This window comes from Veillonella parvula (assembly GCF_048309325.1).
Classification (GTDB): Bacteria; Bacillota; Negativicutes; order Veillonellales; family Veillonellaceae; genus Veillonella; species Veillonella parvula_T.
Genome location: NZ_DBFBTX010000005.1, coordinates 56,172 through 79,599 on the forward strand (window position 1 = coordinate 56,172; position 23,428 = coordinate 79,599).

Annotated in this window: 23 protein-coding genes and 1 tRNA gene; 23 read left to right on the forward strand and 1 reads right to left on the reverse strand. The window is 39.2% G+C overall.

Features of this window, described 5'->3' with window-relative positions; genetic code table 11:
* Positions 1-17 precede the first annotated feature (17 nt).
* The 12 genes from trmL to ACMKPP_RS04935 all read left to right on the forward strand — a co-directional run bounded on the left by trmL (position 18) and on the right by ACMKPP_RS04935 (position 11,159).
* On the forward strand, positions 18-503 hold the full coding sequence (gene trmL / locus ACMKPP_RS04880) for a tRNA (uridine(34)/cytosine(34)/5-carboxymethylaminomethyluridine(34)-2'-O)-methyltransferase TrmL (protein ID WP_155086004.1): 486 nt from the start codon (positions 18-20) through the stop codon (positions 501-503).
* Positions 504-608: 105 nt separating this feature from the next.
* On the forward strand, positions 609-974 hold the full coding sequence (locus ACMKPP_RS04885) for a YlbF/YmcA family competence regulator (RefSeq protein WP_418369360.1): 366 nt from the start codon (positions 609-611) through the stop codon (positions 972-974).
* A complete protein-coding gene (gene murB / locus ACMKPP_RS04890) occupies positions 949-1,878 on the forward strand; it encodes a UDP-N-acetylmuramate dehydrogenase (RefSeq protein WP_155086008.1) in 930 nt (309 codons plus the stop codon). The genes ACMKPP_RS04885 and murB overlap by 26 nt, the downstream gene beginning before the upstream one ends.
* Before the next feature lie 139 nt (positions 1,879-2,017).
* Positions 2,018-2,965, forward strand: coding sequence for an epoxyqueuosine reductase (locus ACMKPP_RS04895; RefSeq protein ID WP_316691732.1), 948 nt, complete (start codon positions 2,018-2,020; stop codon positions 2,963-2,965).
* 196 nt (positions 2,966-3,161) lie between these two features.
* Positions 3,162-4,973 carry a translational GTPase TypA gene (gene typA, locus ACMKPP_RS04900; protein WP_004696644.1) on the forward strand — a complete coding sequence of 604 codons (1,812 nt, stop codon included), beginning with the start codon at positions 3,162-3,164 and terminating at the stop codon, positions 4,971-4,973.
* A gap of 268 nt (positions 4,974-5,241) precedes the next feature.
* Positions 5,242-5,961: a DUF4198 domain-containing protein gene (locus tag ACMKPP_RS04905; RefSeq protein WP_205112544.1), complete on the forward strand. Its 720-nt coding sequence runs from the start codon at positions 5,242-5,244 to the stop codon at positions 5,959-5,961.
* Between the two features lie 145 nt (positions 5,962-6,106).
* Complete coding sequence (locus ACMKPP_RS04910; RefSeq protein WP_418369361.1) at positions 6,107-8,353, forward strand: autotransporter family protein; 2,247 nt, start codon at positions 6,107-6,109, stop codon at positions 8,351-8,353.
* Positions 8,354-8,451: 98 nt separating this feature from the next.
* Positions 8,452-8,910: a low molecular weight protein-tyrosine-phosphatase gene (locus ACMKPP_RS04915; RefSeq protein ID WP_370801198.1), complete on the forward strand. Its 459-nt coding sequence runs from the start codon at positions 8,452-8,454 to the stop codon at positions 8,908-8,910.
* 140 nt (positions 8,911-9,050) lie between these two features.
* Positions 9,051-9,125 (forward strand) — tRNA-Arg (locus ACMKPP_RS04920).
* Between the two features lie 371 nt (positions 9,126-9,496).
* Complete coding sequence (locus ACMKPP_RS04925; RefSeq protein WP_418369362.1) at positions 9,497-10,312, forward strand: class I SAM-dependent methyltransferase; 816 nt, start codon at positions 9,497-9,499, stop codon at positions 10,310-10,312.
* A 9-nt stretch (positions 10,313-10,321) separates the two neighbouring features.
* Positions 10,322-10,669, forward strand: a complete 348-nt coding sequence (locus ACMKPP_RS04930; protein WP_008601536.1) for a nitrous oxide-stimulated promoter family protein — start codon at positions 10,322-10,324, stop codon at positions 10,667-10,669.
* On the forward strand, positions 10,659-11,159 hold the full coding sequence (locus ACMKPP_RS04935; RefSeq protein ID WP_155086015.1) for a folate family ECF transporter S component: 501 nt from the start codon (positions 10,659-10,661) through the stop codon (positions 11,157-11,159). The genes ACMKPP_RS04930 and ACMKPP_RS04935 overlap by 11 nt, the downstream gene beginning before the upstream one ends.
* A gap of 77 nt (positions 11,160-11,236) precedes the next feature.
* Here the strand turns inward: ACMKPP_RS04935 and ACMKPP_RS04940 are convergent, their stop codons facing one another.
* Positions 11,237-11,515, reverse strand: coding sequence for a hypothetical protein (locus tag ACMKPP_RS04940; protein WP_008601532.1), 279 nt, complete (start codon positions 11,513-11,515; stop codon positions 11,237-11,239).
* A 192-nt stretch (positions 11,516-11,707) separates the two neighbouring features.
* Between ACMKPP_RS04940 and ilvB the strand changes: the two genes are divergently transcribed.
* The 11 genes from ilvB to ACMKPP_RS04995 all read left to right on the forward strand — a co-directional run bounded on the left by ilvB (position 11,708) and on the right by ACMKPP_RS04995 (position 23,425).
* Entirely contained in the window at positions 11,708-13,435 is a 1,728-nt protein-coding gene (gene ilvB, locus ACMKPP_RS04945; protein ID WP_418369363.1) for a biosynthetic-type acetolactate synthase large subunit, read from the forward strand.
* An 8-nt stretch (positions 13,436-13,443) separates the two neighbouring features.
* A complete protein-coding gene (gene ilvN, locus ACMKPP_RS04950; protein ID WP_278457703.1) occupies positions 13,444-13,956 on the forward strand; it encodes an acetolactate synthase small subunit in 513 nt (170 codons plus the stop codon).
* Positions 13,957-14,143: 187 nt separating this feature from the next.
* Positions 14,144-14,734 (forward strand): beta-class carbonic anhydrase, encoded by a 591-nt coding sequence (locus ACMKPP_RS04955; protein ID WP_418369364.1) that lies wholly within the window; start codon positions 14,144-14,146, stop codon positions 14,732-14,734.
* A gap of 6 nt (positions 14,735-14,740) precedes the next feature.
* A complete protein-coding gene (locus tag ACMKPP_RS04960) occupies positions 14,741-16,063 on the forward strand; it encodes a purple acid phosphatase family protein (RefSeq protein ID WP_278457706.1) in 1,323 nt (440 codons plus the stop codon).
* A 228-nt stretch (positions 16,064-16,291) separates the two neighbouring features.
* Positions 16,292-17,476, forward strand: coding sequence for a M20 metallopeptidase family protein (locus ACMKPP_RS04965; RefSeq protein WP_278457708.1), 1,185 nt, complete (start codon positions 16,292-16,294; stop codon positions 17,474-17,476).
* A gap of 31 nt (positions 17,477-17,507) precedes the next feature.
* Complete coding sequence (gene argF / locus ACMKPP_RS04970; protein ID WP_278457709.1) at positions 17,508-18,518, forward strand: ornithine carbamoyltransferase; 1,011 nt, start codon at positions 17,508-17,510, stop codon at positions 18,516-18,518.
* Positions 18,519-18,628: 110 nt separating this feature from the next.
* Positions 18,629-19,579 carry an N-acetyl-gamma-glutamyl-phosphate reductase gene (argC, locus tag ACMKPP_RS04975; protein WP_418369365.1) on the forward strand — a complete coding sequence of 317 codons (951 nt, stop codon included), beginning with the start codon at positions 18,629-18,631 and terminating at the stop codon, positions 19,577-19,579.
* A gap of 10 nt (positions 19,580-19,589) precedes the next feature.
* Positions 19,590-20,447, forward strand: coding sequence for an acetylglutamate kinase (argB, locus tag ACMKPP_RS04980; RefSeq protein WP_418369366.1), 858 nt, complete (start codon positions 19,590-19,592; stop codon positions 20,445-20,447).
* Positions 20,448-20,532: 85 nt separating this feature from the next.
* Entirely contained in the window at positions 20,533-21,720 is a 1,188-nt protein-coding gene (locus tag ACMKPP_RS04985) for an aspartate aminotransferase family protein (RefSeq protein ID WP_418369367.1), read from the forward strand.
* Positions 21,721-21,864: 144 nt separating this feature from the next.
* Complete coding sequence (locus ACMKPP_RS04990; protein ID WP_004696604.1) at positions 21,865-22,047, forward strand: hypothetical protein; 183 nt, start codon at positions 21,865-21,867, stop codon at positions 22,045-22,047.
* Between the two features lie 199 nt (positions 22,048-22,246).
* A complete protein-coding gene (locus tag ACMKPP_RS04995) occupies positions 22,247-23,425 on the forward strand; it encodes a M20 metallopeptidase family protein (RefSeq protein ID WP_418369620.1) in 1,179 nt (392 codons plus the stop codon).
* The last annotated feature ends 3 nt before the right edge of the window (positions 23,426-23,428 follow it).

The following is a 23,428-nucleotide window of genomic DNA, read 5'->3' on the forward strand; positions in this document are numbered from 1 at the left end:
AGAATAGGGGATTGAAAATGGAAATAGTACTTTATGAGCCTGAAATTCCAGGTAATACAGGAAATATAGCGCGTTTATGCGCCGCCAATCATATGACCTTACATCTGATCAAACCCCTTGGCTTTTCTATTGATGACAAGCATGTAAAACGTGCTGGCCTTGATTACTGGCACTTGGTAGATGTACAGGTACATGAAAATATTCAAGAATTATATGAGAAATATCCTAATCGTAGATATTTCTATGCCACTACCAAAGCAAAGCATACTCATTCCGAGGTGAAATATGAAATTGGTGATATGCTCGTTTTTGGCCCTGAAACAAGAGGATTGCCTGAAAGTTTATTAGATGGTAAAGAGGATACATGCATTCGTATACCCATGGTAGATGAAGCACGCTCTCTGAACCTATCTAATGCGGTGGCAATCATAGCTTATGAAGGTATGCGCCAACTTGATTATCCAGACCTTAAGGCTGAAGGCAATTGGATTCAATCAAAATAAATAGACTTTTACAATTGAGGAATATATTATACTTATGTGTTAGGAGACCTACCAAATCTATATGACCGGTAGCGATTTTAACGGTGTTGTTTGGAGGAGGATATTATGAACTACGATAAAGCTCATGATTTAGCTCACGCAATGCGTGAATCCGAAGAGTACAAAGAATTAATGGCTGCTCAGGAAGCAGTGAAAGCAGATGCAGTAGCAACGGATTTGGTTCGCACATTTATGGCACAACAAATGCAGTGGGAATATGCTAAGTTGTCTGGTGCTCCAGAAGCAGATGAGTTGCAGAAGAAACAAGAGGAATTGATGCCTCAAATTCAAGAAAATGCTGCAGCGACTGCTTATTTGCAAGCGCAAATGCGTTGGAGCCAGATTTCTAATGATATTTACAAAATCATTAGCGAACCAATCACTGAGGGGATGAAAGTGTTAGATCATGGCGAACAACAACCACAACATTAAGGTATTACAAACCGCTTTATTAGAAAAATTACCAAGTACACGTGTACGAGAGCAGGAGCTTCTTTGTCATCATACGACATTCAAAATTGGAGGACCTGCGGACTTATTTATTGAGCCTACTACGATGGCAGAACTTAGTTTTACACTTCGTACCATTCACGAATTAGATGTGCCTGTAACTATTATTGGTTGTGGCTCTAATATTTTGGTGAAAGACGGGGGTATTCGTGGTGCTGTCGTATCAGTTCGACATATGACCCAAATCATGGATTGTAACGAAAACACATTGTGCATTGGTTCTGGGTATATGTTAAAAGATGCTTCTGAATTTGCTTGGGAGAATAGTTTATCTGGACTTGAATTTGCCATTGGTATTCCAGGCACACTTGGTGGTGCCGTATTTATGAATGCAGGTGCTTATGACGGTGAAATGAGCCACGTAGTTACTGCAGTGAGAGCTGTAGATTTCCAAGGTAATATCAAAGAATATGATGCATCTCACTTGGACTTTGCTTATCGTCATAGTGTATTCCACGATAATCATGAGGTTATTGGGGAAGTTATTATGACACTCAAACCAGGCGACAAGGATGCCATCAAGGCGCGTATGGATGAGTTAACAGAAAAACGTGAATCCAAGCAACCTTTGGAATATGCCAGTGCAGGTTCAACCTTTAAACGTCCACCAGGGTACTTTGCAGGTACATTGATTGAACAAACAGGCCTAAAGGGGTTGTCTGTAGGTGATGCGCAAGTGTCCCACAAACATGCAGGCTTTGTCATCAATACAGGTAGTGCTAGTGCAAAGGACGTACTTGATTTGATTGCAGAAGTACAGCGTCGTGTGTACGATAGACATGGCGTACACCTTGAGCCCGAAGTACGTATGATTGGTGAAGACTAATATCAACTAAATACTAATATAAGATTTCTTATGTAACGTTACTCTTTTTAGGGATGATGGATTCATAAGAAATCTTTTTTTATGTCCATTATAAGCGTATGATATTTATATAGTTAGTCTATATTTGGGAGGCGATGATATGAATACTTTGTTGGCCCAAGAGATTCATGATAAAGCACTAGCATGTGGGTATGACGATTGTGGTATAGTACCTCTTGATGCACTTGATTTTTATAAAGAACGAATGATAAAGCGTTTAGAAGATGTACCTCAAAGTAAAAAGGTATATGCACATAGTAATGCCTTTTTAACATTGAAAGAAAACTATCCTTGGGCACAATCTATAGTGGTTTGTACTGAATATTTTGGAGCGTATAAGTTTCCTGCTTCGCTTCAAAAGCGATATGCAAAAGGCTTACTACTATCGTTAGCTAATATCCCTGATGGGGTCGAAGTCAAACAAAGGCGATCTTTTGAAACATGGTTCAATGATAAGAACATCCAATTTATTGGTGGTGAAACAGCAAAGCCTACTGGTGTTGTTCCTTTGCGCCCTGCTTCTGTAGCGGCAGGACTTGGAATTTATAGAAAAAACAATTTCTTTTATGGACCTAAAGGCTCTAATTATGAATTGGTAGCCTATTTAATTGATCAGCCTTGTGAGTATATTCGTCATCTAGAGATACCACCATGTCCAGAGACTTGCGATTTATGTCAGCAAAAGTGTAAAACGAAGTCTCTATCTGCACCTTTTACAATGAATCCATTAACCTGTGTATCTTATATCAATACCTTTGGTGATGGTAAATTGCCAGAAGGTGTGACAGAGGATATGTTGGAAGAGTGGATATTAGGTTGTGATAATTGCCAAGACTGCTGTCCGTTTAATAAAAATCATGATTGGAGTATAGGTAAAGATTATCCTGGGCTTGATGCATTAGAACTTATACTACAGCCAGAATATATTTTGAAAGCCTCTGATAAGGAGATTATAGAAAAGTTGATTCCTAAATTCTGTTTCCATTTAACAGATAAACAAATTCCGTTGTTGCGTAAATCTGCTAAGCGGGCGATAGAGCATAAATAGGTTGTGTCCTAAGATGAGTCAAAAGTATAATCGAATGTTGAAATTGCCATGATTAGAATAGGTGTACTGTTTTGACTTTTTTCTATAGACTGCGTTATAATTAACTGTTGCCAATTTTGGGGAATATACCTGCATAGCCCGTTTTATCGAGGCTATGTGATATAGAATATACTGAAAGAATTAAAGGGAGGATCTTATGATTCGCGAAAATCTTCGTAATGTAGCGATTATCGCCCACGTTGACCATGGTAAAACTACTTTGGTGGACGCGTTATTAAAACAAAGCCATGTGTTCCGTGAAAATGAAAAGGTAGCAGAACGCGTAATGGACTCCAACGACTTGGAACGTGAACGCGGTATTACTATTTTGTCTAAAAACACTGCTGTAATGCATGATGGTATTAAAATCAACATCGTTGATACTCCAGGCCATGCTGACTTCGGCGGCGAAGTGGAACGCGTACTTAACATGGTTGACGGCGTATTGCTTCTCGTAGATGCTTACGAAGGTCCAATGCCTCAAACTAAATACGTTTTGCGTAAAGCCTTAGAACAAAAATTGAAACCAATCGTAGTTATCAATAAAATCGACCGTCCTGACCAACGCGTTAAAGAGGTTGAAGATGAAGTTCTTGAATTATTCATGGAACTTGAAGCTGATGATGATCAACTCGACTTCCCTGTAGTATACGCATCTGCTCGTTCAGGTGTGTCCAAAACTAATTGGGATGATGAAGCTGTAAACATGGAGCCGTTATTCAAAACATTGATCGATGAAATTCCTGCACCACAAGGTGATATGGAAGGTCCTCTTCAATTTATGGTAACTACACTTGATTACGATAACTTCATCGGTAAAATCGCCGTAGGTCGTATCGTTCGCGGTAAAATGAAAACCAACCAACAAGTGGCTATCATGAATGGTGAAAGTACTCGTAAAGCGAAAATCGGTCGTGTGTACACATACAATGGCTTAAACCGTGTTGAAACTGATGAAGCTGAAATGGGTGATATCATTGCATTTGCTGGTATTGACGATATCAACATCGGCGAAACAGTAGCAGATGCTGAAAATCCTGAAGCATTACCATCCATCTCCATCGACGAACCAACATTGTCCATGGTATTCTCCGTAAATAACTCTCCATTCGCAGGCCGTGAAGGTGAATTTGTTACATCCCGTCACTTGCGTGATCGTTTGTTCCGCGAAGTAGAAACTAACGTATCCATGAAAGTAGAAGAAACTGATTCTGCAGATGCGTTCAAAGTATCTGGTCGTGGCGAATTGCATTTGGCAGTATTGATTGAAACTATGCGTCGTGAAGGCTACGAATTACAAGTAGGTAAACCTCGCGTAATCTTCAAAACTATTAACGACCAATTGTGTGAACCACTTGAAGCATTGACTATCGACGTGCCTCAAGAATTCATGGGAACCGTAATGGAAAACCTTGGTCAACGTAAAGCTGAGTTGACTAATATGGTTGAATTAGCCGGTTACCTTCGCATGGAATTCGTAGTTCCGGCTCGTGGCTTGATCGGTTTCCGTGCCCAATTCTTAACAGCTACAAAAGGTAATGGTATTATGAACCATGTATTCCATGGTTATGCACCATATAAAGGTGAAATTCCTTCCCGTACACGTGGTGCTTTGGTAGCATTCGAAAATGGCGAAACTACTCCATATGGTTTGAACTCTGTTCAAGACCGTGGTACATTGTTCGTTGGCCCTAACCAAGACGTGTATGCAGGCCAAGTTATCGGTGAAAATACACGTGAACTTGATATGGATGTTAACCCATGTAAGAAAAAACATGTTACCAACATGCGTTCCAGCTCCTCTGATGAAGCGGTACGCTTGACTCCACCTCGTATCTTCTCCTTGGAACAAGCTCTTGAGTGGATCAACGATGACGAACTTGTTGAAGTAACACCTGAAAGCATTCGTATGCGTAAAACAATCCTTGATCGCAACGCACGTGCGAAAGCAGCAAAGAATAAAAAATAATATATCATGCAGATATATAAAGGCGCTCCTTAGGGGGCGCCTTTTTTATCTAATCTATAAGTTGTTATCTAACATATTCCTGTGGATTATATCTCCATGAAAATAGATGATAATTTTATCATTTATGATTAATGGGTATAAAAATGCGTTAATATACTAAATACGCATAATAACTTGCTGATAGGGGTATTGGTATATACGAAATATTTGTAACGCTGTATAATAATATCAAGTTTGTTGAAATAAGTTATTGATTATGGAGGTTCTTATGAATAAGAAAATCTTAGCTTCTTTATTTGCAGTAGGTTTGGCTGCAGGTTGTGTGTGCTCTTCCGTTGATGCGCATGGCGTATTCTTTGCTAACCGCTTAGATGAAAAAGCGCTAGTACTTGGCGAAGGCCCTGTTGATGATGCATATAGCCCAGAAATGGTAAAAAGTATCATTGGTTTAGATAACAATGGCATGGTAATTCCTGTACAAGTTATTAAACATGAAAAAAATGTAGTAGTTGTACCAAATGATAAATTGGGTATTACAGTAACTGACTTTGACTATGGCTACTGGACAAAAGACAAAGATGGTAAAACTGTTCATAAACCAATCTCTGAAGTACCAGGTGCTCAAAAAAGTACACATGCCATTAAATATGACGTTCACTACTGGAATGCAGAAGCAAAACCTTTCAATAATAAAGATGCTTTCATTCAAATCATTCCATCTGTTAACCCATTAACTCTTAGAAAAGGTGATACATATGAAATCCAAGTTTTGAAAGACGGTAAACCATATGCAAATGCACCTCTTATTAAAGACGTAATTAATGATCTTACTAACGAAAGCAAAGCTGATGAAAACGGTAAAGCAACTGTTGCAGTAAGTGCTAACGGCCTTAACGTAGTAGGCGTTGAAGTGGGCTTCCCAACTCAAACTAAAGGTGAGCAAAATAAATACTTCAGTGCATTGTCCTTCATCATCAATCCTGAATAATATAGGATATACTATTTACTAAGTGTGTGAAATAAACAAGACCTCCTAAGTTGGATTTAGGGGGTCTTTTTATAATTTTAGGGTGTACGTATAAATGCGTTCTGTGAGAGCCTCGTATTAAGCGAGGTAAGAAAGAGAGATTTTTATGAAATTACAACGAAATGTATCAGCTGTGATGGCTGCATTGGTATTAACTGGAATGACCTGCTCTGCATTTGCTACAGAAATTAATGCCACAAGCGATAAAGCGGAGGAATTGCTTGGCTTAACAATGGGGTCACCGGTACAAACACAACCAGAAGTTAAGCATATAGAAGATACCTTGACGGTTAATGTGCATGGTAAAAGCTTAACAGATACAGGTAAAACTAAAAATGTATCAGGTATTTATAATGGATTTGGATCACAATTGACGGTGGATAAAGATTTGATTGTACGCCTTAAAAATGATGCACCAGCCTCAAAAAGGGAACTCGGTCATTACTATATGAGCGCTGTGTATGCTGGTTACGGTGGTAAAGTGCCAAGACTCAGCAAGGACAATCCTGATAGAGATTATGGAGATACTAATATTTACGTCAAAGGCAATGTAGATATCGATGCTATCGGTGTCGGTTTACAAGCTAATCAACGTGGTCATATTATTGTTGATGGTGGTGGACGTATCATCACGCATCCTTTAGAAACTTCTGATACTTACTCTGTGGTGGCAGAAGAGGGAGATGTATACGTTAATACTGGTTCTGACGGAAAACATCCGGGTTCTAAGGAATTGGTCGCTGTTGGCAATGTAGGGTTAATTAATAAGGATTATGGACGTGATCCAAATCATAACGAAATGCCAACGAATATAGCATTAGCTTTTATAACACCTAATTCTAAACTTACGGGTGCTGTATTAAATGAATATGCTGAAAGCAATAAGAACCCTCATAATTCTGGTGCTGATATTTACTTACAAAATGGAGGGACTTGGAATAATGAATGGATTGGTATGGAGCGGCCTACCCCTAAAAGAGAACGTCCATCTGGGGATAATGCAGCATATCTATACAAGGGCAGTAAGGTTCGTAATCTCGTAGGTGGATCAAATCCAACGGCAGCTGGTAATATTCATCCTATTGATGCACGTCCTATTACGATTCAGAACTATAGCGGCTATGTGAATGCTATTTATAAATCTGGCGTACCTGCTAGTGAAGCTGGAAAAGGGCAAATTGTAGTTGAACATGCAGCAGACAATAGCCATATTACCGTTCAAGGTGAACATTCCGGTAATACCATTGATGAGGCAAGTTATAAAAAGGAAATACAAGCCTTAGCTGATAAATTACAATATACTGGCAATGATAAGAAACTGAGTACAACAGTTCAAATTAATGAAGGTATTACTAGTCCTGGTGCTGTTGCAGAACTAGGTGCAGATCATTTTGACTCACAGGGGCGTCTTGTTGTAAATGATACAACAAAGATTAATCGTGCTAGTGAATCATCCTTAGTGAGTGGTTCAAAATCTGCTCTTACATCGACCGCTATGGCATGGAAGAGTAATACCAATGATTTACAACGCCGTTTAGGAGATCTTCGTTTAGCTAATACAAATCAAGGTGTATGGGCGAAATATATAGGCGGTAAATCTAAAATCACAGACGGTGCTAATGCACATATGACGTATAATGGCGTACAAGTTGGCTACGATCATAAGGCTTCTAATGGTTGGATTTTTGGCGGCGCTATTGATTACAGTACATCTAGTAATTCATATGCCAACGGTAGTGGTGATGGCAAACTTGGCGGCATCGCCTTGTATGGCACAAAACAACATGATGATGGTCGTTATTTAGATATCATTGCACGTGGTAATAGATTATCCAATGATTATAAGCTCTACTCCGTAGGTGGACAACGTATGAACGGTGATTACCATACATATGGCACATCCTTAAGCGCTGAATATGGTAAACGTATTAAGAAGGAAAATGGCTTCTACATCGAGCCTAGTGTAGAATTTATTGTAGGTCGTTTGAATGGTGTATCCTATGATGCTTCTGTTGTCGGTGGTGGTTCTATGCATGTGAAAGCTGATGCTGTGAACTCTGCTGTAGGCAGACTTGGTATTGGCATTGGGAAAGAAACAGAAAAATCCAATATCTTCGCTAAATTAGCATTAGCGCATGAATTCTCTGGTAAGGTAAATACAACATATTCCGCACCAGGCAATTCAACAGTACAAACAACAGTAGATTTGAAGGATACATGGCTCGATGCTGAAATTGGTGGGTCTTGGAGCGTCCGTCCTAGTACATATCTATATGGTACATTCACTAAAAACTTTGGTGCTACTGTAGAAAATACATGGCGCATTGACGCTGGGATACGGCATAATTTTTAATTGAATATTGCATTAATGGTCCTTATAGCGTATGCTGTAAGGACCATTAGTATATAAGGAGTTTTTTATGATTAAGTTTCTATTCATTAGGAGTTATAATGGTTAATATTTTATTCATCTGTCATGGCAATATTTGCCGTTCTACGATGGCAGAGTTTTATATGAAGCATATCGTTGAGCAGACTGGACTAAGTGATTCTATTTATATTGAGTCTGCAGCTACATCTCGTGAGGAGATAGGGAACGACACTCATTATGGGACTAAAGAGAAATTAGATGAAATGGGTATTCCCTATACTCGTCGCAAGGCACGACAAGTGACGATGGAAGATTATTACAACTTTGATTATCTCATCATTATGGATGAAAATAATGCGCGTAATTTAAAGCGTATTATTGGGGATGACGTAGATGCTAAGGTTTACAAGGCAATGTCTTTTGTTGGTGAAAGCCGTGATGTGAAGGATCCTTGGTATACGGGAAACTTTGATGAAACCTATGATGATGTCAGTCGTAGCTGTGATGCTCTACTAGCAGTGCTTAAAGAGAAATTTTAAGCGAAATATATAGACTGATGGGTCCTCAATGGTAGCTGAAATTTTAATCTACATTGAGGGCTTTTCTATAAGCCTATCTGCCTCATATACTTTATACTATCGAACCATAGCGTAATATGGTATAATTTTTAGGTATTCATGCGCCTATAGCTCAGGGGATAGAGCGCCGGTCTCCGGAACCGGGTGCGCAGGTTCGAATCCTGCTAGGCGCACCAAATAAAAGGCTTCTCGAAATTTCGAGAGGCCTTTTTTGTATGTATTAATGGGAGAGAAATACATGGCGATATATGCATGAATTAGTTAGAGATAGATAAATACATGAGCTGAGGTGCTGATAAGATTTCGATATAGAGTTTTATATTTAATAATATCGAAATAACATAATAAATGTGATTTGGGTAACACATTTTGTTTTGAGAATGATGTACAATAAGGATAGCTATATGAAAATCTGAACATCCTAGCCGGAACACTAGGACATATAGGGGAGCGTTAAATTACGTAGTGAATTTAACTAAGTGAATATTACTTATATATGTATCAATAGCCCATCCATTTAGGTATGGGGCTATTTAGAGGGGATAATATGACAAATAAAATACAAGAGCTTACCGTCAACGAAGTTTGGCGTGATGAGCAAGACGCATGGGACCATCGTTCTGAGTACTTTGTAGAAATGCACAATCGCGAGGATCGCAAGGCACAGGTCACTGATTTTTTAGCCTTCTTAAAGGATGAGAATTTATTACCTGCAGCGAATGGTCGTACGCTTGATGTAGGCTGTGGTGTTTGTGATTATGCATTGGGCTTAGCTCGTGAAGGATATAAAGCGACTGGTATTGATTTATCTGATGGTATGATTCGTGGTGCTAAACAATTGGCAGAGTCAGAAGGTTTAGACCTTAGCTTATATATCGGCCCTTGGTCTGATGAAACTCGTCGAGAACTCGGTTGGGATAAAAGCTTTGACTTAGCATATAGTATCTTCTGCCCAATTATGTTTGATGTAGAAAATATTCGCGCTATGAATGATGCAAGTAAGGATAAATGCTTGTGGATTGCTTTCAGCGAACGCAGTGACGAAATGGTAGATATGCTATCTGAACATTTCTTTGGTCGTGATTCTTTCCCATGGGATGGCAAGATGAAAGAGTGTTTAGATGCAATCCATGAGATGGGGCATAATGTGAAAGTAATTTATAAAACAGTTCCTGAAACAGAGATTATGTCTCTTGAAAAGGCAGTTAATTATTTTACCATGCGACTTCATAATAATGGATGGGGAGACATGGAAGACATGAAAGAAGAGATTAGAAATCTCATTGAACCACTAGCTATTGATGGAGAAATCCATAATAAGACCGTTGATAAGGTGGCATGGGTTTCTTGGTCTGTGAAATAGGAGATTAGCATGACAGTTGATGAGAAACGTAAGTTAGAACTAAAAACTATGTACCAAATTATTGGCATCTATTGTCATAATAAGCACCACACTCCTAAAGGGCAACTTTGTGAGGAGTGTCAGAAAGTTTGGCAATATGCAGAACATCGTATAGATGTATGTCCTCATATGGAAAGCAAAACCTTCTGTAGCGTATGTAAAACGCATTGCTATGCTCCTACGTATCGTGAGAAAATACGTGAAATCATGCGCTATGGTGGACCTAGAATGTTATTTGTATCACCCATTCAAGTTGTTCGTCATATGTATTTAGAGTGGAAGGATAGAAAAAGGAACCGTACATCTTATGAAAACTGATATGATTGTAAAGACAGGCGTATTTGTAGCCTTGACGGTCTTACTATCTTATATATTTGCTATTCATACTACATTTATACATATTACCTTTGGATTTTTATCAACCGCTATATTTGGCATTCTTTATGGGCCTATGGCAGCAGGTATAATGGCTGCTATTGCCTGTTTTATAGGTATGTCCCTATTTGGGCAAGGGGTATTCTTTCCCGGCTTTATCGTATCTGAATTTCTTGTAGGCTATGTGTATGGATATTTTTTACACGGTCGTAATGTTACATTTAAACAATTACTTTTACCGGAAACGATTGTTACTGTATGCATACATCTGATATTGAATACAATGTGGCTTACAATATTTTATAACAAAGCAGTATCTGCTATATTTATTGGACGTCTTATTAAAAATATCATTTGTTTCCCTTTAGAAATTGCACTGATTTTAATTGTGTATAAAGCAGTCAGCAAGTTTATGGTACAAAAAAAGCTATAATCTTACAGTATACTAAAATGCACCCCTAACATTAGATTATATGTTAGGGGTGCATTTTTATTTGTAAATATAGCCTTTTACGCGAGTGCTTTGTCCAATACAGCTTTGATTAAAGATTTTGTTTGGTCATAGCTTTCACCAGGTTGCGCCTCGTATTGTTTGTCGAGGTCGAACCACAAGTTTGGATAGTATTCATATGGGTGAGTTTTGAAGAGCTCATGAGCATCTTGATCTTCAACCCAGTTGATGTGAATATCTGCGTATGCAGGATTTTCTGCAACGAGTTCATCGATAGCACGGAATGCATTGGCGCAATAAGGGCAACCGTTTAAATGGAAACCTAAGATTTCTTTCATGATATTCAGTCCTTTCAAAATAGAATCTACATATATTTCTATAATTTGAGATTTTATACATATTCATGTACCACAACATATGGTACACTACTGAGTATAACATATCTAGATAAGATATTCAATTTTTTAGATATATCTGATGTCAATATTGAGAATTCGATATGCATGCATTATATAAATAAGGAGATACCTATGATTTCAGGCGCACAGTATTTGGTAAAAGCCCTTCAAGAGGAGCAGGTAGAGTTTTTATTTAACTATCTTGGGGCCGCAACCATCGATATCATGGATGAATTATATAAACAAGATCAAGTAAAGGTTATTTTGCCTCGTCATGAACAAGCCTTAGCTCATGCTGCAGATGGCTATGCTCGGAGTACTGGTAAAGTAGGGGTGTGTATGGTAACCTCCGGTCCAGGTGCTACAAATCTTGTGACTGGTATTGCCACAGCGTATGCAGATAGTGTGCCCCTCGTTTGTATTACTGGACAAGTTGATTTAGGCCTCATGGGCAATGATGCTTTTCAAGAGGTAGATACTGTTGGCATCGTCCGCAATATTTGTAAATATGCCGTTACTGTTCGTGACCGTAAAGATTTAGGTCGTATTTTGAAAGAGGCCTTTTACATTGCTCGCACAGGTCGTCCAGGCCCTGTTGTAGTAGATATTCCTAAGAATATTCAGAAGGCTATGGGGTCAGATGAATATCCAACAGAGATTAATATTCGCGGTTACAAACCAAATACCACTGTTCACGTAGGTCAAGTTAAAAAGGCCTGTTCTATTATTAGTAAAGCTAAAAGGCCTCTATTCCTATTAGGCGGTGGGGTAAGTATTAGTGGGGCCAATGACCTTATGATGGAGTTGGTTGAAAAAACAGGGATTCCTGTTGTAACAACCTTGATGGGAAAAGGTGCTATTGATAGCCGTCATCCATTGTATCTTGGTAATGTAGGGATTCATGGTGGCTATGCCCCTAATGTGGCTATAACTGACTGTGACGTGATGATTTCTATTGGTACGCGCTTTAATGATCGTATTACCGGTAAACTAAGTACCTTTGCACAAAATTGTAAGATTATCCATATTGATGTAGATGCGGCATCTATTTCTAAAAATATTAAGGTTGATATTCCAATCGTAGCAGATGCTAAATTGGCTATTGAAAAAATCTTAGAATATATTGAACCTCACGACCTTGGCGAATGGCCAAAACAATTACAGCAACTTAAGGCAGAGCGTCCTGTCACTCAAGCTGACGAAGAGGGGTTAACACCTCAAACTGTTATCGAGTACATCAATCATCACTATGAACATCCTATCGTTACAACCGATGTGGGTCAAAATCAATTGTGGACTACCCAGTTCCTTGATGTGAAAGGTCAATATCAAATGTTGACATCCGGTGGTCTAGGTACGATGGGTTATGGGTTCCCTGCTGCATTAGGTGCTCAAATCGGCAACCCTGATAAACGTGTATTTGCCATCTGCGGCGATGGTGGTGTGCAAATGAATATTCAAGAATTTGCTACTGCTATGCATTATCGCTTGCCTATAACGCTTATTGTATTAAACAATGGATTCCTTGGTAATGTACGTCAATGGCAACAATTATTCTACGATAAACGTTACGCTTGTACGAACTTGATGATGGATGAAAGTGCTATTGTTACGCGAGACATAATCGACAATGATGAGTTTGAATATGTACCGGATTTTGTGAAATTGGCAGAAGCTTATGGTGCTAAGGCTATGCGCATTACTAAAGTAGAGGACATAGAAAAAGGGTTCCAATTGGCAGATACTTTCAAAAATGGTCCAACCCTACTCGAGTTCATCATTCCAACGGAACTCAATGTGTTGCCAATGGTACCAGCAGGTAAGTCTTTAAGTGATATGTTGTTGAAGGATAAAAAATAGGAGGGGTTATGGAAGTACAAATGAAAAAACGCTGTATTTCAGCGTATGTAGAAAACCAAATCGGTGTACTAGCTAAGATTTCAGGCCTCTTCGCAGGCAAAAATTATAATCTTGATACATTGACGGTAGGGGAAACTGAAGACCCTACCATGTCTCGCATGACTATTGATCTTACTTGTGATGATTTGACGTATGAACAAATTATTAAGCAACTAAATCGCAGTGTGGAGGTTATTAAAGTTATCGACTTTACTGACATGCGAATTACGAAAAAAGAGTTACTATTTATCAAGGTCAATAGCTGTAAAGAAGCGGATAAACAAGAAATTTTCCGCATTGCCAAAACCTTTGATTTGTTAGTTGTGGATTATAATCGTAAATCTGTACTTGTTCAATGTGTAAAAACTGTATCTAAAAATAATGATATGATTGCCTTGTTTAAAGATATGTTCGTGAACCGCATTGAAGTCGTGCGCGGTGGTAGCGTTGCTATCGAAGCCTTATCCACACCTGATAGATAAGGTGTGTACTCTAAATGTACTTTATAGGCGTTTTAGGTCTATTCAAATATATAATACATGTATTTGAATAGACCTATTTTTTGTGGCTTAAAGCGTGTACAACTCGATATGATATAATATGTATATCGACCATTATTGATATAGAGAGCTTGGTTGTATGCCGAGACCTTTAACTATAGGAGGTATTATGAGTTTATTAGATGATATTTTAGCCCATAATAGAGAATACGTAGAAGATCAAAATACAGGTTATGTAGATACAGATACAAAGTGTAGTAAAATGCCTAGCCGTGAAATGGCTATTGTTACATGCATGGATACGCGCCTCGTAAATTTTTTAGAGGATTCAATGGATATTGGGCGAGGTGAGGCAAAGATTGTTAAAACGGCAGGCAATTGTATTACAGGCCCTTTTGATGGTATTGTACGGAGCTTGCTCGTATGTATTTATGAGTTAGGTGTTAACGAAATCTTTATCATTGGTCATCACGAATGTGGCATGGCTAAAACTACAGCAAAAGATTTAACAGAAAAAATGTTAGCTCGTGGCATTTCTCCAGAAGCGATTCACATGGTGCGAAAAGAAATGGAGCGTTGGGCTGATGGTTTTACCCATCCTGCAGAGAATGTAGAAGAAACAGTAGACGAATTGCGTATGAACCCTTTGATTTCTAAAGATGTGCCTATTCACGGTCTTATCTTCCATCCTAGAACGGGTGAAATCGAAGTCATCGTTAATGGCTATACACAAATGAAACAATATTACGAAAAGAATTAGAATTATATGAACAAAAAAAGATTAATTATATCCGTGCTAGCCATTATTTCCTTGGTCTGTGTTACTATAGGTGGATATGTCCATAAGGATGCTATACAGAGTTGTATAGCTAGAACAGCGGCTGTGGTGAGTGGCCAAGAGATAAAACCACTCCTCGATTCTGAAAGTCGTTATATTCGGCAAATTGTAGCTCAAGATAACAGCACGAGTCGTACTATTATGTGGCAATCAGATAGCAGCGAAGCTGATGCGGTAATAGAGTATCGTCTTGTTGGATCCGATACGACTCAAACGATAAGAGCTACAGACAAAGCTTTTACCGATGATGGCAGTACCACCTATATCCATGAGGGTACAGTAACTGGTTTGACGCCTAATACTAAATACGAATATCGCGTTGGTTATGGCGATGATTGTCGCAGTGATTGGTATTCGTTGGAAACTGCTGGTTCCAGTGTGTATGATGTTCTTATCTATCCAGATTCTCAATCTGGCGATTATTCCGGATGGGAGCAGCTTGTTAAGGATTCCGCACATCGCAATTCAAGGACAGCCCTGTATATTAGCATGGGGGACCTTGTAGATAATGGGGAACAAGACTATCAATGGCGCACTTGGTTGAATTCCATCAGACCCTTGAGTGCTAATGTGCCGTTAGCAACGACCTTAGGCAACCATGAGATGTATACATTAGATTGGAAAATGCGCGAGCCTTATGCGTATTTGAATTACTTTGCATTACCACCTAATGGGAATGAAACATTTAATCGCCGTTATTATTCCTATGATTTTGGCGATGTGCATTACGTTGTATTAGATACGATGTTGTATGAAAGTAATCATGAGGATAATCATGATACTCATCATCCTGATTTGTACGATGTAGAGGTTCAGTGGCTACGTCAAGATTTAGCAGCTAATACTAAAAAGTGGACTGTAGTCCTCATGCATCGTGATCCATTCCAATATGCCTTTGATCGACCAGGCGCAAGTCGCGATGTAGGTTTCGATGATGAGGGCGTATTATTTATGCCTATTTTCGATGAGTTTAATGTAGACTTAGTTTTATCTGCTCATTTACATACATATCGCAATCGTGGCCATGTACGAAACTTTGATCGAGATCCATCTGGTCCACTATATATCCTTACAGGGATAGCTGGTGATGCACGACGTCCTAAGTGGAAGCAACATCCTCTAGATGTATATGTAGCACCTCAGCCTGAAACGAATAATTATATGTCTATGACAGTGACACCGAATAAGCTGATTGTAAAATCATTTTTACCTGATGGTACTCAGCTTGACGAATCAGTCATTGAAAAATAAGAAAAAGACACCTCCTTTGGGAGGTGTCTTTTTTTGTCTATTTTTCTCTAATCAAAGGTTGCAAGAATCTATGAGTAAAATTGATTTACAATATAACAAATAAAAATACAGTGGATTTGTATAAATACTTGCTAATTATGGTGTGTAGTATTATAATACGTGTATGGGTTATAAAAATACACAAAATATGTATAAAATATACATACAGTGTATAAAGGAGATAGAGTAATGAACACATTACAAGATTTAATTAAGAAATATGCCTCCCAATATAAAGAACAAGTTGTGGAATGGCGTCGACATATTCATAGCCATCCAGAGTTATCTGGTGAAGAAAAAGATACATCTTTATTTATTCAAAAGGTGCTTGGTGAACTAGGAATTCCCTTTGTAAATGATGTGTCTGATTATGCTGTTATCGGTAAGATAGAAGGTGCTCATACAGGCCCTATTATTGCATTGCGTGCCGATATGGATGCATTACCCATACATGAAATAACAGGAGTGCCCTTTGCTTCACAAAATGAAGGCGTTATGCATGCCTGTGGTCATGATAGCCACATAGCAATTTTGCTTGGTGCAGCGGCGATTCTACAATCCATTAAAGATCAATTACATGGGACCGTGAAACTTGTATTCCAACCTTCCGAAGAAGAAGCTTTATTCCCAGGGGCCCAAGGCATTGTCGATAGTGGTATCCTCGATGATGTAGACGAGATATATGGTCTCCATGTATGGCCTCAACTTCCAGTTGGTGCGGTAGGCCTAAAAAAAGGTAATTTGATGGCTGCATCAGACCACTTCCTTGTACATATTAAGGGCAAATCAACCCATGGTGCGGAGCCTCACAATGGGGTTGATGCTATTGTGGCCGCAGCGAACTGGATTGTAAATGTGGAGTCCATGGTCGCTCGTGAAACTAACCCGATGGAAAATCTTGTATGCACAATTGGAGTGATTAATGGTGGTGACCGATACAATGTGGGCTGTGGCGATGTGTATCTTGAAGGTACTTGTCGTACCTATGAACCAGAGAAACGTGATTATATTGAACGACGATTAGGTGAAAGTTTACAGGCCCTCGATGTGTTGTTTAAAACGGAAAGTACTTTGGATTATAAAAGGGGACATGGTGCAACTATCAATAATCCAGAGGCCATTGATTATGCCACATCCATTGTAGAGAAATATCTTGGTAAAGACGCAGTGGTACATCCTGAGTTCCCATCTATGGCAGCAGAAGACTTCTCCGCCTATCTTCATAAAATCAAAGGTGCGTTCCTTTGGTTAGGCACTGGCTTTGAAGGCAATCCGGCTTTGCATAATGCAGCTTTCACCATCGATGAAAGTATCCTTGAACCTGGTATCACAATGATGGCAGCGTTGGCCGCCGAATATTTACAAGAAAAGTAGTTAAACACATAGTTTGAAATAAGAGGTTATCATGAAAAGTTTACAACATACATCATTTAAAACAATGCTTCAATATACACCAGAGGAAATTAAATACTTCTTGGAGTTAGCAAAAAAATTAAAAGCTGATAAAAAAGCAGGTAAAGAAATCAAAACATTGGTGGGTAAAAACTTTGCATTAATTTTTGAAAAGGATTCCACACGGACACGTTGTGCCTTTGAAGTCGGGGCTGCTGATCAAGGGGCTTTTACAACATATCTTGGTCCTACAGGTTCTCAAATGAATAAGAAAGAATCCTTAAAGGATACGGCTCGTGTTCTTGGCTCCATGTACGATGCCATCGAGTTTAGAGGCTTTGACCAAGAGGATGTAGATACATTGGCGGAATACTCTGGTGTACCAGTTTGGAATGGACTTACCGATATGGATCATCCGACACAAACATTAGCTAATTTCTTAACACTTCAAGAAAATATCGACAAACCGTTGAATGAAATTTCCTTTGCCTATGTTGGACATGGTCAATCAAATATGTGCAATGCTTTGATGAGTGGTGCCGTTAAAATGGGCATGGATTTCAGACTCATTGGTCCTAAACAATACTGGCCAGCTGGTCCGTTCTACGAAGAGTGCTTAAAAGTGGCCAAAGAAACGGGTGCTACTATTACTTGCACAGATGATGTAGCTGAAGGCGTTAAAGGCTTAGATGTTATTTACACTGGTGTGTGGGTAACGATGGGCGATACATATGATATGTGGGAGGAACGTATCAATACCTTTAAACCATTCCAAGTAAATGCAGAAATGATGGCATTAACTGGCAATCCAAATACTAAGTTCTGCCATTGTTTACCTGCGTTCCACAACACAGAAACACAAGTAGGTAAAGATATTTATGAACGGTTTGGCATGAATGGCATTGAGGTAACCGAAGAGGTATTCGAAGGGTCAAACTCTTTAGCGTTCCAAGAAGCAGAAAATCGTCTTCATACTATTAAGGCGGTTATGGTTGCCACATTTAGTGACTATCCATTGAAGTAAGTTCATCTCCCTAGAAGGTGATGTATGGTATAGTTGGTTTTCTATTTATACTGGTTCAAGGGATGTATAAATAGGTGTGAGTCACCAATAGGTGAGAATTGAGGTTTATTATGACACCCCACAGAGTATTTATTGTTGGTCATGAAGGCACAACGGGTCTTAGAATTCATGAACGATTATCCGATCGAAAAGATATAGAACTCTTAGCGACTGCTGATGAGGATCGCAAAAATGTAGAGGCCATTAAAGTGGTTGCAAAAAAGGCAGACATCGTATTTCTTTGTTTACCTGATGCGGTATCTAAAGATATTATGGCGGTTATCGGTGACTTGCCGTGCAAGGTAATTGATACATCTACCGCTTTTAGAACTGATTCTGATTGGGCCTATGGTTTTCCAGAACTTGGTATTAATTATAAGACAGCTATTGCTACTAAAAAACATATTGCAAATCCTGGCTGTCATGCGAGTGGTATGATAGCTTGTATAGCGCCTCTTGTAAAAGCAGGGCTCGTGCCAGTGGATTATCCTTTCACTATTACATCCTTAACAGGCTATAGCGGTGGTGGTAAGAAGATGATTGGTCAATATGAAAGTAGTCCTAAGGACTATTTCCTTTATGCTCCACGTCAATATGGGCTTGGTCAAGAACATAAACATTTACCCGAAGTACAACATGTATGCGGCCTTAGTGAAGCACCAATTTTTATGCCAATCGTTGATGATTACTATTCTGGGATGGAGGTTACAGTAGGTATTCATAGTCGTTTATGTCATAAACCTGTTTGTATTGATAAGGTACAACAAACGTTAGAATACTTTTACAAAGATAGTACAATCGTTACGGTTGCACCATTTACTGAAAATAGCAATAGCGGTATGTTAAACGCTAATCAATTGAGCAATACGGACAGTATGAAAATCTATGTCACTGGTAACGATGAACGCATCATGGTTCACGCCATTTTCGATAATTTAGGTAAAGGTGCATCGGGTGCCGCCGTTCAATGTATGAATATTGCATTGGGTTTACCAGAGAATACTGGTTTAGTATTAGGTTAGAGAGGAATCTATGAAGAATGTAACAAATGCAATGCGGGCGCAGATACTAACGGCGGCCGTTCCATATATAAAACAATATACCGATCAGTATGTTGTCGTTAAATACGGTGGCAATGCTATGACCGATGAAAAATTAAAAAAATCTGTTATGAAGGACTTACTGCTACTCCAATTGGTAGGTGTAAAAGTTGTGCTCGTTCATGGTGGAGGACCAGCTATCAATAGTACCTTAGAGGCGATGCAAATTGAATCACATTTTGCTAATGGATTACGTGTTACCGATGAAGCAACGATGGATGTTGTACAAATGGTGCTAACCGGCAAGGTGAATAAAGGGCTCGTGGCGGATTTAACGGATCTTGGTGGCAAAGCTGTTGGCCTTTGTGGCGTAGATGGCAACATGATTCAAGTTCATAAACAAAACGAAGAACTTGGTTACGTAGGTTATATTGATACCATTGATACGAGTATTATCCATGACGTAATTAGCCATGGCTATATTCCGGTTATTTCTTCTATTGGCATGGGAGCCGATGGCAAGACATATAATATTAATGCGGATACGGTAGCCGCGAAAATTGCAGGTGCCCTCAAGGCGGAAACCATGGTGACTATGACCAATATTGATGGTGTACTGCGAGATGTGCATGATCCAGATTCTTTAATTTCTAAAATTACGATGGCCGAGGCCGCTCAGTTAAAAGCGGATGGTGTCATTGCAGGCGGTATGATTCCAAAGGTAGATTGCTGCTTAGAGGCCATAGAAGCTGGGGCACAAAAGGTATTTATCATCAATGGTGAAATTCCACATGCCATTCTTATCGAGTTATTAACCGATGAAGGCCTTGGCACCATGTTTGTTGCTTAATATAGTAAACATAATACTGGTAATCATCTATTGGGTATCTTTTACATAGATAGACGACGGCATGACCGTACATTTGGAGGATATAATGAGTAATGCAATCGATTTTGAACAACAAGATAAAGAATATATAGCCAATACGTATGGTCGGTTCAACGTATGCTTTGAAAAAGGAAAAGGTTCTCTCTTGTGGGATGTAGATGGTAAAGAGTACATCGACCTTGGTTCTGGTATTGGCGTAACCGCTTTTGGCGTTGATGATGATGAGTGGACTGATGCTGTTACTAAGCAGTCTCATGCGTTGAATCATATTTCTAATTTATACTATTCCTTGCCACAAATTGAGCTAGCGAAACAGCTCTGTGCGAAAACGGGGATGAAAAAGGTATTTTTTTCTAACTCTGGTGCGGAGTCTAACGAATGTGCGATTAAGGCAGCGCGTAAATATAGCCATGACAAATATGGCGAAGGGCGTCATATAATTGTTACCTTAGTTAATAGTTTCCACGGTCGTACTATTACCACCTTGTCTGCGACAGGACAAGATGTATTCCATCAACATTTCTTCCCATTTACGGAAGGCTTTATTCATACCCCAGCCAATGATATTGATGCGGCTTTGAAAGTCCTTGCAAATCCAGCTGTTTGTGCCATCATGATGGAACCTATCCAAGGTGAAGGTGGTGTTATGCCATTAGATAAGGAGTTTGTCCAAGCGGTAGCAAAATATGCGCATGAACACGATCAACTGGTACTCATCGATGAGGTACAAACTGGTAATGGTCGTACCGGTAGTTTATATGCATACCAACAATTTGGCATTGAACCAGATGTGGTATCTACTGCAAAAGGCTTGGCCGGAGGGCTACCAATGGGTGCAACCTTATTCAATGAAAAAATGCAATATGTATTAAATGCTGGCGCCCACGCTACTACTTTTGGAGGTAATCCAGTCTGCGCGGCTGCAGGTAATACCATCATTAGTCGTTTAACTCCTGAATTTCTTGATTCTGTAAAAGCAAAAGGGGAATATGTAAAGGCCATCTTAACTGGTAAACCTGGTGTCATTGGTGTTAGCGGTATGGGCCTCATGCTCGGCATTGAAACTACAGTTGATGCTAAAGCCGTTATAGCTAAATGTCTTGAAAAAGGCGTAGTATGCTTATCTGCTAAAAATAAGGTGCGTCTTTTACCAGCTCTTAATATTCGACAAGAACAATTAGAAAAAGCTATTGCTATTTTGGCTGATGTGATTGAAGAATTAGCGGCACAGTAAGAAGTAAGATTTTGTTTAACTTTCATAAATATTGTTTACTATAGTTATGTAACATTGAACTATGGAAATAAACCGATGATTGTATAGACTTTACTCCGTATTCGTGTTACCCTAAAAGAAACAGTCTATATTGGAGGAGTAAATATGAATACAGAATCCTTACGTAATGAAGTATTGGTTCCAGCGGTAGCAAAAACGTTGGACATTGCTGCTAAAGCAAAACCTACAAAAGAAGAAATTATCACAACGGCGAAAATCACCGCTGCTGTGACAGTTGCAACAGCTGTTGTATCCTTAGCGGTACAAGCAGTATTACGCAACCGATAAGAAACTGAGAAAACGACATGGCGTTGCCTGTCGTTTTCTTTTACATTTACCCTGTTATTCCCCTAAACAAAGGGTTTTTCTTGGCACAGTAGGTTTTGTAATTATAAATTGGTAAACTGTTTAATCAATATATATTAGAGATGCATATTGATATGCGATTGATATACTGAAATTAGAGAATATTAGAGGAGGCGATATGATGCATAGTCGCGATTTAATAAAGCGATATAAAGGCTACGTTCAAGATTGGCGTAGATATTTTCATAAACATCCTGAGCTCAGCAATGAAGAGTTTGAGACGACAAAGATTTTGGCTAAAGAATTAGAATCAATGGGCGTAGAGGTTCATGTAGACACAGAGCGTGGTATCGGTTTAATCGGCATTATCCATGGTGCTAAGCCTGGAAAGGCTATCGCATTGCGCGCCGACATCGATGCACTGCCAGTTCATGAACATAATACAGTGGATTATAAATCTGAAGTAGAAGGTAAAATGCATGCTTGTGGTCATGATGGACATATGGCTATTTTGCTTGGTGCGGCTAAGATGCTAATGTCTATGAAAGACCGTATTGAAGGCGATGTGTATTTAGCATTCCAACCTGCGGAAGAAACTGGAGCAGGGGCTCCGGATTTTATTAAGTTTGGTGATTGGTATGATAAGGTAGATGCTATCTTTGGTGGGCATGTGTGGATCGATTTGCCAGCAGGTCTCATATCTGTTGAGGAAGGCCCTCGTATGGCTGCGAGTAGCCAGATTACTATTAATGTAAAGGGTAAACAAGGTCATGGTGCACAGCCTCATCAAGCGATTGATGCAATCGTGGTGGCTAGTGCCATCGTTATGAACTTACAAACTGTAGTTTCTCGCAATGTGAGTGCCCTTGATTCCGTCGTTGTTACGATTGGTAATATTCATTCTGGCTCAGAATGGAATGTCATCCCTGGGGAAGCTTCCCTGGGCGGTACAGTTCGCTTCTTTGATCCAAATCAAGAACAATATATTGTCGATACTATTCGCCGCATTGTAGAACACACTGCAGAAGCCTATGGAGCGACTGCTACATTAGAATATATAAAAAAAGTGCCCCCTACTATTAATGATCCTAAAGCCAGTGAACTGGCAGAACGTGTCGTTATTGATACATTAGGTAAGGACAAGCTTTCTAAGATGCGTAAAGTCATGCCTGGAGAAGATTTTGCTTGGTATTTACAAGATAAACCAGGATGCTTTGCCTTTATTGGTATTCAAAACCCTGAAGTAGAAGCTACATACGATCATCATAATAATAGATTTAATATGGATGATACTGTATTATCTGCAGCATCTGCGGTATATGCTGAATATGCAATTCAGTGGTTAAAAGAACATAACTAAAAT